The sequence below is a fragment of the Kribbella sp. NBC_00359 genome, from assembly GCF_036097425.1.
Classification (GTDB): domain Bacteria; phylum Actinomycetota; class Actinomycetes; order Propionibacteriales; family Kribbellaceae; genus Kribbella.
Genome location: NZ_CP107975.1, coordinates 3,427,254 through 3,441,889, shown reverse-complemented (window position 1 = coordinate 3,441,889; position 14,636 = coordinate 3,427,254). Strand labels below are relative to the sequence as shown.

General features: G+C 69.5%; 17 protein-coding genes. 1 reads left to right on the top strand and 16 read right to left on the bottom strand.

Annotated elements, in window-relative coordinates:
* Positions 1-98: 98 nt before the first annotated feature.
* Together OG876_RS16830 and OG876_RS16825 are read right to left on the bottom strand one after the other, a co-directional pair.
* Positions 99-1,511 (bottom strand): PH domain-containing protein, encoded by a 1,413-nt coding sequence (locus OG876_RS16830; RefSeq protein WP_328525810.1) that lies wholly within the window; start codon positions 1,509-1,511, stop codon positions 99-101.
* Positions 1,508-1,996 carry a PH domain-containing protein gene (locus tag OG876_RS16825; protein ID WP_328525809.1) on the bottom strand — a complete coding sequence of 163 codons (489 nt, stop codon included), beginning with the start codon at positions 1,994-1,996 and terminating at the stop codon, positions 1,508-1,510. The genes OG876_RS16830 and OG876_RS16825 overlap by 4 nt, the downstream gene beginning before the upstream one ends.
* 26 nt (positions 1,997-2,022) lie before the next feature.
* Here OG876_RS16825 and OG876_RS16820 point away from each other — a divergent pair, with 26 nt between their 5' ends.
* Positions 2,023-3,228: an NADH-quinone oxidoreductase subunit D gene (locus tag OG876_RS16820; protein WP_328525808.1), complete on the top strand. Its 1,206-nt coding sequence runs from the start codon at positions 2,023-2,025 to the stop codon at positions 3,226-3,228.
* A gap of 1 nt (position 3,229) precedes the next feature.
* On the opposite strand, the gene OG876_RS16815 is transcribed toward OG876_RS16820, so the two are convergent.
* From OG876_RS16815 to OG876_RS16750, 14 genes are all read right to left on the bottom strand, one after another.
* Entirely contained in the window at positions 3,230-4,000 is a 771-nt protein-coding gene (locus OG876_RS16815; RefSeq protein ID WP_328525807.1) for an inositol monophosphatase family protein, read from the bottom strand.
* Between the two features lie 24 nt (positions 4,001-4,024).
* A complete protein-coding gene (locus OG876_RS16810) occupies positions 4,025-4,417 on the bottom strand; it encodes a hypothetical protein (RefSeq protein ID WP_328525806.1) in 393 nt (130 codons plus the stop codon).
* A 44-nt stretch (positions 4,418-4,461) separates the two neighbouring features.
* Positions 4,462-4,902 carry a hypothetical protein gene (locus OG876_RS16805; protein WP_328525805.1) on the bottom strand — a complete coding sequence of 147 codons (441 nt, stop codon included), beginning with the start codon at positions 4,900-4,902 and terminating at the stop codon, positions 4,462-4,464.
* An 11-nt stretch (positions 4,903-4,913) separates the two neighbouring features.
* On the bottom strand, positions 4,914-5,438 hold the full coding sequence (locus OG876_RS16800) for a DUF3180 domain-containing protein (RefSeq protein WP_328525804.1): 525 nt from the start codon (positions 5,436-5,438) through the stop codon (positions 4,914-4,916).
* A 2-nt stretch (positions 5,439-5,440) separates the two neighbouring features.
* The gene (gene folK, locus OG876_RS16795) at positions 5,441-5,998 is read right to left on the bottom strand and encodes a 2-amino-4-hydroxy-6-hydroxymethyldihydropteridine diphosphokinase (protein ID WP_328525803.1); all 558 of its coding nucleotides are present in this window, start codon (positions 5,996-5,998) and stop codon (positions 5,441-5,443) included.
* Complete coding sequence (gene folB / locus OG876_RS16790; protein ID WP_328525802.1) at positions 5,995-6,384, bottom strand: dihydroneopterin aldolase; 390 nt, start codon at positions 6,382-6,384, stop codon at positions 5,995-5,997. Before folB ends, folK begins: the two co-directional genes overlap by 4 nt.
* The gene (locus tag OG876_RS16785; RefSeq protein WP_328525801.1) at positions 6,381-6,863 is read right to left on the bottom strand and encodes a nuclear transport factor 2 family protein; all 483 of its coding nucleotides are present in this window, start codon (positions 6,861-6,863) and stop codon (positions 6,381-6,383) included. The genes folB and OG876_RS16785 overlap by 4 nt, the downstream gene beginning before the upstream one ends.
* On the bottom strand, positions 6,860-7,657 hold the full coding sequence (folP, locus tag OG876_RS16780; RefSeq protein ID WP_328526918.1) for a dihydropteroate synthase: 798 nt from the start codon (positions 7,655-7,657) through the stop codon (positions 6,860-6,862). Before folP ends, OG876_RS16785 begins: the two co-directional genes overlap by 4 nt.
* A 104-nt stretch (positions 7,658-7,761) precedes the next feature.
* Positions 7,762-8,910 (bottom strand): S1 family peptidase, encoded by a 1,149-nt coding sequence (locus tag OG876_RS16775; protein ID WP_328525800.1) that lies wholly within the window; start codon positions 8,908-8,910, stop codon positions 7,762-7,764.
* Positions 8,911-9,049: 139 nt separating this feature from the next.
* A complete protein-coding gene (gene folE, locus OG876_RS16770) occupies positions 9,050-9,622 on the bottom strand; it encodes a GTP cyclohydrolase I FolE (protein ID WP_328525799.1) in 573 nt (190 codons plus the stop codon).
* Between the two features lie 63 nt (positions 9,623-9,685).
* Positions 9,686-11,722, bottom strand: coding sequence for an ATP-dependent zinc metalloprotease FtsH (ftsH, locus tag OG876_RS16765; RefSeq protein WP_328525798.1), 2,037 nt, complete (start codon positions 11,720-11,722; stop codon positions 9,686-9,688).
* Positions 11,723-11,929: 207 nt separating this feature from the next.
* On the bottom strand, positions 11,930-12,481 hold the full coding sequence (gene hpt, locus OG876_RS16760; RefSeq protein ID WP_328525797.1) for a hypoxanthine phosphoribosyltransferase: 552 nt from the start codon (positions 12,479-12,481) through the stop codon (positions 11,930-11,932).
* 4 nt (positions 12,482-12,485) lie between these two features.
* Positions 12,486-13,550: a tRNA lysidine(34) synthetase TilS gene (gene tilS, locus OG876_RS16755; protein WP_328525796.1), complete on the bottom strand. Its 1,065-nt coding sequence runs from the start codon at positions 13,548-13,550 to the stop codon at positions 12,486-12,488.
* Complete coding sequence (locus tag OG876_RS16750) at positions 13,522-14,616, bottom strand: zinc-dependent metalloprotease (RefSeq protein ID WP_328525795.1); 1,095 nt, start codon at positions 14,614-14,616, stop codon at positions 13,522-13,524. The genes tilS and OG876_RS16750 overlap by 29 nt, the downstream gene beginning before the upstream one ends.
* Between the last annotated feature and the right edge of the window lie 20 nt (positions 14,617-14,636).

The window sequence follows — 14,636 nt, the reverse complement described above, 5'->3', positions numbered from 1 at the left end:
CTGGATGGGTCTCTCGTGCTCCAGCGCGACGCTCTGCGTGCTCTGGGGGTCAGTGCGGCCCGTCCGAGCCTGGAGCTGGCTCAGACGGAGCCGCTGCGCTACGTGGCCGAGCTGTCGTCGGCCGGCGAGGCCGCCGAACTATTGGACCCCTCTGGGCTCGGCGGGTTCGGCTGGGTGTGGACCGCGGTCGGAGCGGACGCCACCCGGCGTGCTTCGCGGGCTCTGTCGGCCTGAGCCTGCACCAGTTGCGCGGCCTCGCGTTGGTCGCGGTGGAGCGCGACGGCGTCGGTCGGGCCGAGTGGGGTGTCCACATGGACGTTAGCCAGGCCCAGCCGCCGTTGGAGCGGGCCTTGCTCCAGCCGCACGGACTGGGTCTTGTGATGCAGCACGATCGACGTACGGCGGCTCACCCAGCCGCGGACTGTGACCAGCACCTGGTCGTCGGCGCCGTACGCGAGATAGCGCCAGCCGACGGGGCGCAGCCACTTGGCCCGCTCCGGCGCGACGTGCATCTGGATGCGCGCGAGGTCGAGTCCCGGGAGGATGCGGGCCAGCACGCCCGCGACCTCGCCACGGTCGCCGACCGGCAGGAGCTGGGCGCCCTGGCGCTCGTCGTCGCCGTCCTCCTTGTTGCCGGCCACACCGGCGATGTCCAACTCGACCCGGGCCCAGCCGAGCAGACGCCAGATCAGCGGCTCGGTGATCAGCAGGCCTTGTACGCGGCCGGGCGGGATGGTCTGCCGCTGCACGTCGAAGAGGCCGCGCTTGGTCCGTAGACCATGGCCACTCTCCGTCAGGGTGAAGCCGTGGTTGCCGACGACCTGTTTCCAGATCGGCTGCACCACACCGAACAGCAGCGGCAGAGCGGCGAACAGACCGATGTGGAAGTTCAGCCACTCCGTCGCGACGACCAACCAGATCAGAGCGCCCGCACTACCGAGCACTGTGGACGACAGGAGGGTCGCCCCGAGCAGGCGGGTCGTCGGGACGACCAGAAGCGGCGCCGACTCCACCTGCTGTTCCTGCTGCTCGGCGACGCGTTCGCCCTTGGCCCGGACCAGCAGGATGGTCCGGAGCTTGACGGCCTCGTCGTACCGGAAATAGCTCAGCTTGCCGTCGCTCTTGCCACCACCGGCCACATCCATCCGCAGCTCGGCCATCCCGAACAGGCGGGCGACGAACGGCTGGGCCACGTCGATCGCCTGGATCCGGTCGAACCGGATGATCCGGGTCCGCCGGAACAGGAACCCGCTGTCCACCCGGATCGCATCGTCGGTCAGCTGCCACTTGGTGAAGTACCAGGACAGGGCGCCGAGCAGGCTGCCGCCGACGAGTACGGCGGCCAGACCGATGCCGGCGATCGTCAGATTGCTCCGCAGACCCTCGTTGTTGACCAGTGCGACGGACGCGACGACGAAGTAGCCCCAGCCCTTCACGAACGGGGTCAGCGGATGCAGCCGCGCCCCGGTCTGCTCCACGACCGCGGTCTGCCCGGGCGGATGCTCGGTCACAGGCCCCACGCCTGGGCCTGACCGAGGGCGGAGAGACGGTCACGCAGCCGGCCGGCCTCGTCCGGGTGCAGGCCCGGGATCTTGGCGTCGGTCGCCGGTGTCGCGGTGTGCAGCTCCACGGTCGCGATCCCGTACGCGCGCTCCAGCGGCCCCGCGGCCACGTCGACGAACTGCATCCGCCCGTACGGCACGACGACCAGCTCGCGGAACATGATCCCGTGGCTGACCAGCAGCTCGTCGTCGCGTTCGGCGTACTTCCAGGACCTCTGGTTCCGGCCGATCAGGACCCACGACCAGCCGAAGGCGGCCACGGCCACGAGCAGCGCGAGGCCGCCGTAGGCCCAGCCCAGGGTCAGTCCGAGCCCGAACAACGCCGCCAGCCCGAGCACGCCGGCCATGAGCGCCGCGTTCAGCCGGCGGACCGCCGCCAGCTTCGGCGAGACCGGCGTCCAGCTGACATCCGAGGGTGCGAAGAGGTCATCCACACTCCAAGCCTGTCACGATAGGGGGCATGAGTACCGAACGAGTGGTGGGAGTCGGCGCGGGGGCGGCCGGATTCGACCCTGCGTACGAGCGCGGCGGGACCGGAAGCGGCTCGGAACTGGCGACCACCGACATGGTGCTCAACATCGGTCCGCAGCACCCGGCGACGCACGGCGTACTGCGGCTGCGGCTGACCCTGGACGGCGAGCGGATCGTCGGGTGCGAGCCGATCATCGGCTACATGCACCGGGGCGCGGAGAAGCTGTTCGAGGTCCGCGACTACCGGCAGATCATCGTGCTGGCGAACCGGCACGACTGGCTGTCCGCGTTCGCCAACGAGCTCGGCGTCGTCCTCGCGGTCGAGCGGATGATGGGCCTGGAGGTGCCGGTCCGCGCGGTCTGGCTGCGCACGCTGCTGGCCGAGCTGAACCGGATCCTGAACCACCTGATGTTCCTCGGCTCGTACCCGCTGGAGCTCGGCGCGATCACGCCGGTCTTCTACGCCTTCCGCGAGCGGGAAACGATCCAGGCCGTGATGGAGGAGCTCTCCGGCGGCCGGATGCACTACATGTTCAACCGGGTCGGCGGGCTGAAGGAGGACCTGCCGTACGGCTGGCTCGGTCGCGCGGCCGACGCCTCGGCCGCGGTCCGCAAGCGGCTGCCCGACATCGAGGACATCGTGCTCGGCAACGAGATCTTCCGCGCCCGCACCGTCGGCGTCGGCAAGCTCTCCCCCGAGCTCGTCTCGCAGTACGGCGTCTCCGGCCCGATCGCCCGTGCCTCCGGCGTCGACGCCGACCTCCGCCGCGACGAGCCCTACCTCGGGTACGACGAGTTGCTGCGGGACGGCGTACTCCGGGTGGTCACCCGGACCGACGGCGACTGCTTCTCCCGCTTCTCGGTGCTGCTGGAGCAGGTGAAGGTGTCGCTCGACCTGGTCGACGCCTGCCTGGACAAGCTGTCGGCGCTGCCGGCCGGGCCGATCAACGTCCGGCTGCCGAAGATCCTCAAGGTCCCCGAGGGCCAGACCTACGCCTGGACCGAGAGCCCGCTCGGCATCAACGGGTACTACCTGGTCTCCCGCGGCGACAAGACCCCGTGGCGCCTCAAGCTCCGCTCGGCCAGCTTCAACAACATCTCGGCCCTGCCCGCGCTGCTGCCCGGCACGATGATCCCCGACATGATCGCCATCCTCGGCAGCATGTTCTTCGTCGTCGGCGACATCGACAAGTAGCTCAGCCGAGCAGTTCGAGCAGCGGTTCGCGGAGGCCGGCCGAGACCGCGAAGGTGCCGCGCGACTCGGGTGAGTGGTCCGACCCGTCGAGGTCGAGGACGGTGACACCGGCCTCACGGCAGATGGCTACGCCGGCCATGGTGTCCCAGGGCTTGTTGGAGAACATGATCATCGCGTCGAAGTGGCCGGCCGCGGTCCAGGTCAGGGCGGTCGCCGCGGTGCCGATCATGCGGAGGCGCTGGACCCGGGGGTAGAGGCGCTGGGTGAGCGCGAACCGCTCGGCGTTCACCCGCTCCGCGTCCGGCCCGACCGCGTAGTCGCCCACGGCAACCAATGCGTCGGTCAGGTCGGCGCACTCACTGCCCCGGACCGGCTTGCCGTTGCAGGTCGCGCCGAGGCCCTCGGCCGCGGCGTACCTCGTCCCGAGCGCCGGGTGATCGATCACGCCCGCCACGGCCCGGCCCTCGTGGATCAGGCCGAGCGAGATGCCCCAGAGCGGCACACCATGGATGAAGTTGACCGTCCCGTCGACCGGGTCGAGCACCCACCGCGTCCCGTCGGTCGCGCCACCTTCCTCCTCCCCGAGTACGCCGATCTCCGGCGTCTCGCGTTCGAGGAACGCCCGCACTTCCCGCTCGACGGCGAAGTCCACCTCGGAGGCCATGTCGCGATCGCCCTTGGAGGTCAGCACGCCCGGTGCCCGGGAGTCGGTGATCACCCGCCCGCGATCGACGGCGGCTTCGGCAACCTTCAGCAGCTTCGCGAGATCCACATCCCGAACCTACGCGACCGAGCCTCAGGCCGTGCCCAGCGCCCTGCGCTTGCGACGCCAGGCGGCCGCCGCGGCCACCGCACCGATCGCCAGTGCTCCGGCGGCGGCCTGGCCGATCTTGATCGGGCAGCCGGATGCGCACTGCGGGATCGGGTACGGCTGCCCGGGATTGAGCTCGTGGGTCTCGTCGGCCGACACGTACGCCTCGTCCGCCGGGAACGGCCAGCCCTCCGGATTCAGCAGGCGGTACCAGTCGGCGTCGTCCCACGCCTTCCGCTTGCACGTCACGTTCACCGACGGCGACTCGAAGGGTGTCGGACCCAGCTGCCCGATCGGCAGGTGGTCCTGGTTGTAGACCGTGACGTGCCCGTTCGGGTCGTTCATCGTCACAGCCGGGTAGTTCGCGTCCAGCCCCATGCTGATCCCCTCCCCACCTCGCAGTATGGGGCGGGACGGCGTACTCAGGAAGCGGCCAGGCCCCGGAGTTTGAGGTCGACGACGGTGGGGGCCTCGGCCTGGGAGTGTTTGTCGCCGGCGGCAACGACCGTGGCGACCTCCTGGTCGATCTTGTCCAGGCGGGCGTCGATCTTGTCCAGCCGGCGTTGCATCAGGTCGACGAACTCCGCGTTCTCGACCACGCGGGCGCTGGTGATGCGCGAGTACTCCTGGGCCACCTGGGCCCGCTCGTCGGAATGGGCCAGGCGTTCGACCAGCAGCTGGTGGCGGAACAGCACCGAGGCGGCGATCGCGATCACAACGGCGGCTACCGCGGCAGCCCGGAGAATCCAGGCGTTCTGCGAGAAGAGCGCGGCACTGACGCCCAGGCAGACAACGATCAGCAGACCGTTGGCGACGGTGAGAACTGTGGTCCTGGTTCGACGGCGGCTACCCCTTGACCCCATGGACCGACATGTTAGGGGGTCTCGTCGGGGTCCTCGGGAATACGACACGCGCGTTCGAGCAACAATCCGGCCGTGACGACCAGCACTGAGACCACCGCCGCGGCACCGGCCATGATCACACGGTTACGAGGCCCGGAGGAGCCCATCGCCTCCAGGAAGGATAACGCGAACCCTGCGTAAACCCCGGCGCACAACGCGCCGACGAACGCACTCGCCTTCCCGATCAGCAACAGGAACACCGCGCGGGACGGTTCCATCCGCTCCCGCCGGACCTGGATCCGCTGATGAGTGTTGCGGGCCGCGGCGAACAGCAGCGCGGCCAGGAAGCTCCAGGCGATCAAGGTCAGCCAGGAGACGGCCGGCGCGACACCGCCGCTGGACTCGATGGCCTGCACGATGGTCACGCCGATCGCCGCCCCGAGGACGGCGATCGCGATCAGCAGCCGGCGTGAGGTCGGCCGGACCGAGCCCGGACGCGGCGGTTCCTTGCCGGGCTCGTTACTGGGCGCCTGGCCTGGCTCGGGACCGCCGGACACCACTACTGCAGCTCGATGTCGAGCTTGGTCACGCCCTCGGTGCCGACCTTGGCGAGCAGTTCGGTGACCGGGCCATGACCCGGCAGCACCGCGTCCGGCTCGATGTCGAGCCAGGGCGCCAGGACGAACGCACGCTCGTGCGCCCGCGGGTGCGGCACGGTCAGTTCCTCGGACTCGATCGTCTTCTGGCCGTAGGTGATCAGGTCGACGTCGAGGGTCCGCGGCGCGCCCGGCACGCTGCGCTCCCGGCCGAACGCCTGCTCGATCGCGTGCGCGCGGTCCAGCAGCAGGTCGACCGACAGCGTCGAGTCGGCCAGCAGGACGACGTTCAGGTACGGGCCGGACTCGTCCGGGCCGCCGACCGGCTGGGTCTCGTAGAGCGGTGAGACCTCGACCACCACGACGTCCGGGGTGTCCCGCAGCGCATCGACCGCGCCCTGCAGGTTCGCCTCACGATCGCCGAGATTGCTGCCGAGCGACAGGATGACCTGGCGGATCGGCTTCAGGCCACCGCTCAGGGTGTCCGCGTCGATGACGTGGGGACTAGGGGTCTCAGTCACGAGGATTCTCCGGCTCTGCGCTGCACGGTCAGGACAACGTCGTCGAACGGCACCGTGATCGGCGCCGAGGGTTTGTGGATGGTCACCGCGGTCGCTGTCACCCGCCGGTCGGCGAGACACAGGTCGGCGATGCGCTGGGCGAGGGTCTCGATCAGATCCACCGGGTCGTTCTCGATCGCCTGGTGCACCTGCTCGGCCACCACCCCGTAGTTCACGGTGTCGGCCAGGTTGTCGGAGGCCGCGGCGGGCCGGGTGTCCAGCTCCAGCCGGACATCCACGACGAACTCCTGCCCGTCGGCTCGCTCGTGCTCGAACACGCCGTGGCGCCCGAAGCCGCGGATGCCACGGATCTCGATCACATCAGGAGTAAGTACGGGACCGCTCATTCCGCCTCCTCCTGTCGGCCCCCAGACGACAGTACCGGTGAGGCATGGTGGATCCACAACCGCCAGCCGGTAGAAGTTCGACGGAAAACGTTCGTGGCGAGTGCCTTCCCGCCCGCGAACCCCTCCTCGGGAGCACCTTCACCCGAGGACAGGACATTCTCCGTACACGTGACGTATGCCACGTCTTCATCCACGCGCACCTGCACATCGGTGAGGAAGAACTGGATGTACGGCGTGTTCGCGAAGATCATCGCCCAGGCGCGCATCATCTCGGCGTACCCGGAGATGGCCGCGTTCCCGGGGTGGATGCAGACCGGGTCGGGCTCCGGCAGCCAGACCGCCGCCATCAGGTCCAGGTCGCCGGCCTCGAACGCGTTGTAGAACGCGGTGTTGGCGGTCAGCACGACGTCCTCCACCGAGGCACCGCGCGCCCCTTCGCCTCCTGCGCTCCGGCGCGGACTGCCCGGTCCGTCCGTCATACCGCTCCCCATCTCTTCGCCACCCGGACAGCGTCCGCGCTCGGCGCCACCGCGTGCGCCCGGACACACCAGGCTCCCGCGGCGGCGGCCAGGGCGGATACAGCCGCGCTCGCATCGTCTCGTCGTACGGCCGGTCTGGGTTCGCCGGTCTGCTCGTCGGCGAGCAGCCTACCGAGGAACGCCTTCCGGGACGCACCGATCAACAACGGCCGATCCAGTACGGCGAATTCCCGCAACCTTCGCAGGATCTCCCAGTTGTGGTCCGCGTTCTTCGCGAAACCGAGCCCGGGGTCGAGCGCGACCCGGCCGAGATCGACGCCGGCCGCACGGATCGCGTCGATCCGCCCGGCGAGTTCCGCGATCACCTCGGCGACCACATCGTCGTACTCCGCCTTGTTCTGCATGTCGATCGAGTGGCCGCGCCAATGCATACAGACATACGGCGTACGGCGCTCTGCCACCAGCGGAAGCATGTCCGGGTCGGCCTGGCCGCCGGACACGTCGTTGATCATCACCGCGCCGGCGTCGAGGGCGAGCGCGGCGACGCCGGCCCGCATGGTGTCGACCGAGATCAGCGCGCCCTCGGCGGCGAGCGTCTCGATGACCGGGAGCACCCGGCGGATCTCCTCCTCGGGCGCGGGCCGCTCGGCGCCCGGCCGGGTCGACTCCCCGCCGACGTCGAGCAGATCGGCCCCGTCGGCCAGCAACTCCCGGCCGTGCTTGATCGCGGCGGCCGGCTCGAACCACTCACCGCCGTCCGAGAACGAGTCCGGTGTCACGTTGACGACGCCCATGACGAGACACCGGTCCAGCACCGGCAGCCCGTCGACGTGACCCCACGACCCATCGCTCACCCGACCACCGTAGTGGCCCCCACCCCCAACCCCACCAGGTGGGATCAGTTAGTGAGGATCAACCGTGACTTGGTGGCTTGAAGCGCTTCTGCGATCGGCTGTGCGTAGGACTCGTTGGTCTGGCCGTACTTCTCCAGGCACTGCCCGTCGATCAGCGCGGCCCCACTGGTGATGCCCTGGGCGTAGTTGCCGGTCATGTTCGCGCCGCCGGAGTCGCCGGCCTCGACGCACGCGGTGTGCTGGAAGAGCCCGCGGACGACCTTGTTGCTGCCGTAGTTGACGGTCACGTTCCGGGCGACGATCCGGCCGCAGGTCCAGCCGGTGCTCTTGCCCGACTTGCAGAGCGTGGATCCGACGGTCGCGTTCGCGATCCCGCGGACCGCGATGTTCCCGGCTCCCCAGCCCTCGACGTACCCCTGCTGGTCCCAGCCCTCGATCACGCCGACCGTGCCGAAGTCGTTGCCCGGGAAACTCGACGTCCGGGTGTTGCCGAGGATGTAGCCGTTCCGCGAGAACGACGGCTTGCCGGCCGTGCAGTGCCCGGCGGTCAGGAAGATCCGGGTGCCTTTGGTGGTCCGGGCGTTGAAGCCGAGGGAGCAGACGTACCCGGTGTTCTTGTCCACCTGGACCCCGCCGCGCAGGCTGAAGTCGTCGGCGGTCGTGGTCACCTTGCCGGCGACGGTGCGGACCGTGACCCGGTCGCCGTTCGCTTCGGCGCGGGACAGGAACCGCTCGGTGAGTTGGTCGTGCGCGCCCGTCGGCACGGTGACGACCACAGTGCCCGAGACGGGATCGACGTACCAAGACCGGACCTTGCCCGCGCTGGAGCCGATGGCGAGCTGGTCCAGCTCGCGCTGCACGGCGGTCAGTTGGCCGATCGTGAAGCGGACCAGCCGCGGGATGGCGCCGGCCCCGCGGACCAGCTCGGCGGCGGTCAGGTCGGACACCGCGACGACCAGGTCACCGGCGTCGTCGTAGTAGCTGCCGACCACGCCCGAGTCCGGCCCGAGGTGCTCCTCGAGCGCCTCCGCGACCGCCGGCGACCGCTCGGTCACCGTCCCGACCGGATCGGACTTCTGCCCGGTCGGCTTGGTCCGCGTCTCGGCGGTGGCCCAGTTCGCCGCGACCAGCCCGCCGGCCGTCAGTACGACGACCCCGGCAAGTGCGGCGCCGACCCGGAAACGCCCCGACATCCTGTCCTCCTCACACCGGCACCTGGTCCCCGTTGGCCAAGTGCCACTACGGAAAGTAAACGCTCAGCGACAGAATGTCCACAGGTATCGGCTTTCACCCTCCAACGAATCAAGGCTGCCCGAGGCTACGGCGGGTTTTTCAGCCGACGATCAGGCTCATCGCCTCGGCGCGGGTGACGGGGTTGCGGAGCTGGCCACGGACGGCGGAGGTGATGGTCTTGGCACCGGGTTTCCGGACGCCGCGCATGGTCATGCAGAGGTGTTCGCACTCGATCACCACGATCACCCCGCGCGGCTCGAGGAGCTCGACCAGGGACTCGGCGACCTGAGTGGTCAGCCGTTCCTGGACCTGCGGTCGTTTCGCGTACAGGTCGACCAGCCGGGCGAGCTTCGACAGCCCGGTGATCCGGCCGTCCCGGCTGGGGATGTAGCCGACGTGGGCGACCCCGGTGAACGGCACCAGATGGTGCTCGCACAGGCTCCAGACCTCGATGTCCTTCACCAGCACCATCTCGTCGTGGCCGATGTCGAACGTCGTCGTCAGCACGTCCTCGGCCCGCTGACCCAGCCCGCCGGTCATCTCGGCGTACGAGCGGGCTACCCGGGCCGGCGTGTCCAGCAACCCCTCGCGATCCGGGTCCTCCCCGATCGCGATCAGCAGTTCGCGGACAGCCCGCTCCGCCCGTGCATGGTCGAACTTCGGCGACGTCATCTCGCAACTGTAAACAGAACAACGCCGTCACCCGATCGGGTGACGGCGTTGCTGTGGTTCAGCTCAGTCGTTCGGTGACGGCGGGGTCGGGCCGCTGCCGTAGGTCGGCGGGCGGACGGCCTCGTCCGGGCCGACCGAACCGCCCGGCAGGACATCCGACAGCGAGCCGTTCTGCTCGGCGCGCGTCGGCACCGGCATCACCGGCGGCTGGTCCGACGGCACCCGGGTGGACGAACCGGTCCAGGCCGGCCGCCGCTCCCGCTTGACCACCGGCGCGAAGACCCGGGCGATCTCGTTCTTGTCCAGGGTCTCCTTCTCCAGCAGCTCCTCGACCAGGTGGTCCAGGACCGCGCGGTTCTCGACCAGGATGTCGAAGGCCTCCTGGTGCGCGTTCAGGATCAGCTTGCCGACCTCCTCGTCGACCGCGGCCGCGATCTCCTCGGAGTAGTTCCGCTGGCTGCCGAAGTCGCGGCCCAGGAACGGCTCACTGCCGTCCGAGCCGAACTTGATCGCGCCGAGCCGCTCGGTCATGCCGTACTGAGTGACCATCGCCCGAGCCAAAGCGCTCGCCTTCTCGATGTCGTTGCTGGCGCCGGTGGTCGGGTCGTGGAAGACCATCTCCTCCGCCGCGCGGCCACCGAGCATGTAGGCCAGCTTGTCCAGCATCTCGGACCGGGTGGTCGAGTACTTGTCCTCGTCCGGCATCACCATCGTGTAGCCGAGCGCCCGGCCCCGCGGCAGGATCGTCACCTTCTGCACCGGGTCGGAGTGCGGCAGCGCGGCCGCCACCAGAGCGTGGCCGCCCTCGTGGTACGCCGTCAGCACCTTCTCCTTGTCCGACATCAGCCGGCTGCGCCGCTGCGGACCGGCGATGACCCGGTCGATCGCCTCGTCCAGCCCGCGGTTGTCGATCACCTGCAGGTTGTTCCGCGCGGTGAGCAGGGCGGCCTCGTTCAGCACGTTGGCCAGGTCGGCACCGGTGAAGCCCGGCGTACGACGGGCGACCGCCCGCAGGTCCACGTCCGGCGCCATCGGCTTGCCCCGCGCGTGCACCTTGAGGATCTGCTCGCGACCGGGCAGGTCCGGCGCGTCGACGGCGATCTGCCGGTCGAACCGGCCGGGCCGCAGCAGCGCCGGGTCGAGCACGTCGGGCCGGTTGGTCGCCGCGATCAGGATCACACCGCCGCGGATGTCGAAGCCGTCCATCTCGACCAGCAGCTGGTTCAGCGTCTGCTCGCGCTCGTCGTGACCACCGCCGAGGCCCGCACCACGGTGCCGGCCGACGGCGTCGATCTCGTCGATGAACACGATCGCCGGGGCGTTCGTCTTGGCCTGCTCGAACAGGTCGCGGACCCGGGAGGCACCGACACCGACGAACATCTCGACGAAGTCCGAACCGGAGATCGAGTAGAACGGCACGCCCGCCTCACCGGCGACCGCGCGGGCGAGCAGGGTCTTACCGGTACCCGGCTGGCCGTAGAGCAGGACGCCCTTCGGGATCTTCGCCCCGACCGCCTGGAACTTCCCCGGTTCCTGCAGGAACTCCTTGATCTCGCCGAGCTCCTCGATCGCCTCGTCACAGCCGGCCACGTCCGCGAACGTGGTCTTCGGAGTGTCCTTGGTGATCAGCTTGGCCTTGGACTTGGCGAAGCTCATCACCCGCGATCCGCCGCCCTGCATGGAGTTCATCAAGAAGATGAAGACGACCGCGATCAGCAGGAACGGGATCAGCGTGGAGAACACCTGGCCGATGAAGCTCGGCTTCGGGTTCTCGACGTTGTACCGCTCGATCTTGCCGCTCTGGAACAGCGACTGCAGGTCGGCCCCGAGGGTGTCGGCCTGACCGTCGACCCAGTTCGCCTTGATCTTGGTGCCGTCGGTCTTCTCGACCCGGATCTCCTGGTCGGGGTCGATCAGCGTCACCGACTTGATCGTCTTGTCGCTCGACGACTTGGCCTGCTGGATCAGCTGCACGACCTGGCCGGTCGGCTCGGACTTGTACCCGGTCGAGCCGGTCAGGAGCTGTCCGATCACCAGTACGCCCAGGAAGGCGACGACGATCCAGAACAGGGGTCCGCGGAAGATGCGCTTCACGTCCATGATCGAGGCCTACGCCCCGTCCCTCCTAGCTCGGCAGGCCCGGGTATGCGGGCTTGAGACGGTAACACCAGTCCAAGTGTCTCGTGTCGCACAAGACAACACACCACGAGGGTCACCAAAGACGGTACGACCTGTTGTACAGGCCGTCACCAAGTCCGCCCCGAGGGACCAGTTTAGGACTTTCCCCGCCCCACCGCCCCGGCGTCGTCAGGAATAGACGTGCGGCGCGAGCGTCGCCACGCTGCGCAGGTTCCGGTATTTCTCCGCGTAGTCGAGCCCGTACCCGACCACGAACTCGTCCGGCAGCTCCAGCCCGACGTACTTGACCGGGACCCGCATCTTGGCAGCGCCCGGCTTCACGAACGCGGTGCACAGCTCCAGCGAGGCCGGCTTCCGTGACTCCAGGTTGCTGACCAGCCAGCTCAGCGTCAGCCCGGTGTCGATGATGTCCTCGACGATCAGCACGTGCCGGTTGGTGATGTCGGTGTCCAGGTCCTTCTGGATCCGGACCACACCGGACGACTTGGTCCCCGAGCCGTACGACGAGATGGCCATCCAGTCCATCTCCACGTGCCGGCTGAACGACCGGGCCAGGTCGGCCATCACCATCACCGCGCCCCGCAGGACGCCGACCATCAGGAGGTCCTTGCCCTCGTAGTCCTGCTCGATCCGCCCCGCCAGCTCCCGCAGCTTCGCCAGGATCTGGTCCTCGGTGTAATGGATCTTGGTCAGGTCCTTCTCGATGTCCGCCGCATCCACACAGTCAGCCTGTCACACCTGGGCCCAAGAGGATGAACCCGCCCCGGCGGACTGCCCGGACACCTTGGGGCAGATCGATCCACCGCTGTCCGCGCCAGTCCGTCACCAGTGCGTCGACGGCCGCGATGTGCCCGGCGGTGAGGTCGGTGGCCCGGCAACCGGCTTCGAGGGCCGCCTGCCGCAGCGCCCTGGTCCGCAGCGCGGCGGGCTCGTCCGCCAGCATCCCGACGTCGCACTGCACTTCGTCGTCAGTACGCCGGACCGCCGTCTCCGCCAGGTCCGCCGCGAGCATGTCGAGTGCATCCGCATCCGCCCGGAGGAGTCCCGCCGTACGGGCCAGTGCCTCGAGCACTCCAGGGCCGAGCGCCTCTTCCAGCACTGGAAGCACCTCGTGGCGGACTCTGACCCGGGTGTACTGCGGATCGTCGTTGTGCGGGTCGTGCCACGGCCGGAGCCCGGACGCGATGCACGCGGCCGCCGTGGTGGCGCGTGGGAGCTCGAGGAACGGCCGCCGGAGCAGTCCGGCCACCGGAGCCATCCCGGCCAGCGAACGCGCACCCGACCCTCTGGCGAGCCCCAGCAGCACGGTCTCAGCCTGGTCGTCGCGAGTATGCGCCAGCAGTACGACGTCCGCCCCGAACTCGTCGGCCGCGTCGCGGAGGGCGTCGTACCGGGCCGAACGGGCCGCCGCCTCCGGACCGCCGTCGCTGCCCACCTCTACCGGGCGCACCAGGACGGGGTCGAGTCCGAGCCCCCGGCACTGCTCGGCGGCCGTCTCGGCGACATGGGCGGAGTCCGCCTGGAGACCGTGGTCGACGATGACAGCACCGGCGCGGAGCTTGAGCTTGGGCGCCTCGAACGCGGTCGCCGCGGCCAGGGCGAGCGAGTCCGTGCCACCCGAGCACGCCACCAGGACCGTCGTACTGTGCGGCAGCTCGGACAGCATGGTCCGGACCGCCTCCCGGGTGCGCGCCACGGCGGGGTGCAGCTTCCCTCTCCGGTGCTCGACGAGCTCCTCGGCCGTGGACCGGGCCGGCGGCTCAGCCGTGGAGCCGGGCGACCCAGGCATCGGGGTTCGCGATCTCGTTCTTGGTCGGCAGCGTGTTGGGACCGGTCCACACCCGGTTGAACCCGTCCATGCCGACCTGGTCGACCACTCGGCGGACGAACGCGGCGCCGTCCTTGTACTGCCGCAGCTTGGCGTCCAGCCCGAGCAGCCGCTTCAGCAACTGGTCCACCGGGTTGCCACTCTGGCGGCGCGATGTGAACTTGGACCGGATGGTCTCCACGGTCGGGATCACCGACGGCCCGACCCCGTCCATCACGAAGTCCGCGTGACCCTCGAGCAGCGACATCACCGCGGTCAGCCGATCCAGCACCGCCCGCTGCTCCGGCGACTGCATCAGATCCACCAGGCTCAGCTCGGTCTCACCCCGCATCGACCGGCCCAGCCGCTGCACAGCCTCGCGGAACATCGCCGCGTACGCCGATGCGTCCAGCTCGGCCTGGTCCAGGAACAAGGCGATCTCGGACCGCAGGTGATCCCGCAGCCACGGGACCGCGGTGAACTGCACCCGGTGCGTCTCCTCGTGCAGGCACACCCACAGCCGGAAGTCCCGCGGTACGACGCCCAGCTCGGACTCGACGTGCATCACGTTGGGCGCCACCAGCAGGAGCCGACCGGTCAGATCGGGCCGCTCCGGGTCCGGCTCGGCCGGGAAGAACGGGTCGAACTGGCCCAGCACCCTAGAAGAGAGGAAGGCGAGCAGGGCGCCGGCCTCGATGGCCGTCACCCGGGAGCCGACCGCCGAGGACAACCCGCCGGTCCGCTCCGCCTTCTCCCGCAGCTTGTCGGCCAGCGGCTGCAGCACCGTCCGGAAGCCGTCAGCGTTCGCCTGCACCCAGCCGGGCCGGTCCACGATCACGACCGGCGCCGTGGCCGACGTGGCCTGCAGTCCCGTGAACTCCCGGACGTGGTGCTCGGAGTCGGCCGCGAACTGACGCAACTCGGCCACTACCTGGTCCGCCTCCGCGCGGCTGACCGCCGGTCCGGGGCGCAGCAGCTTCCGCGCCACTCCGGTCGCCAGCTGCCAGTCGACCATCTCGGCCGTGGTCCCGCCTTCCGCCGTACTCATGTTCCGACCCTAGTCGTATG

What these genes read in the sequence shown, in the direction of transcription:
- OG876_RS16820 (WP_328525808.1), top strand. Translation starts at nt 2,023, where the DNA reads ATGAGTACCGAACGAGTGGTGGGAGTCGGCGCGGGGGCGGCCGGATTC.
- OG876_RS16810 (WP_328525806.1), bottom strand. Translation starts at nt 4,417, where the DNA reads ATGGGGCTGGACGCGAACTACCCGGCTGTGACGATGAACGACCCGAAC.
- OG876_RS16805 (WP_328525805.1), bottom strand. Translation starts at nt 4,902, where the DNA reads ATGGGGTCAAGGGGTAGCCGCCGTCGAACCAGGACCACAGTTCTCACC.
- folB (WP_328525802.1), bottom strand. Translation starts at nt 6,384, where the DNA reads ATGAGCGGTCCCGTACTTACTCCTGATGTGATCGAGATCCGTGGCATC.
- OG876_RS16785 (WP_328525801.1), bottom strand. Translation starts at nt 6,863, where the DNA reads ATGACGGACGGACCGGGCAGTCCGCGCCGGAGCGCAGGAGGCGAAGGG.
- folP (WP_328526918.1), bottom strand. Translation starts at nt 7,657, where the DNA reads ATGGGCGTCGTCAACGTGACACCGGACTCGTTCTCGGACGGCGGTGAG.
- OG876_RS16775 (WP_328525800.1), bottom strand. Translation starts at nt 8,910, where the DNA reads ATGTCGGGGCGTTTCCGGGTCGGCGCCGCACTTGCCGGGGTCGTCGTA.
- folE (WP_328525799.1), bottom strand. Translation starts at nt 9,622, where the DNA reads ATGACGTCGCCGAAGTTCGACCATGCACGGGCGGAGCGGGCTGTCCGC.
- ftsH (WP_328525798.1), bottom strand. Translation starts at nt 11,722, where the DNA reads ATGGACGTGAAGCGCATCTTCCGCGGACCCCTGTTCTGGATCGTCGTC.
- tilS (WP_328525796.1), bottom strand. Translation starts at nt 13,550, where the DNA reads ATGCCTGGGTCGCCCGGCTCCACGGCTGAGCCGCCGGCCCGGTCCACG.
- OG876_RS16750 (WP_328525795.1), bottom strand. Translation starts at nt 14,616, where the DNA reads ATGAGTACGGCGGAAGGCGGGACCACGGCCGAGATGGTCGACTGGCAG.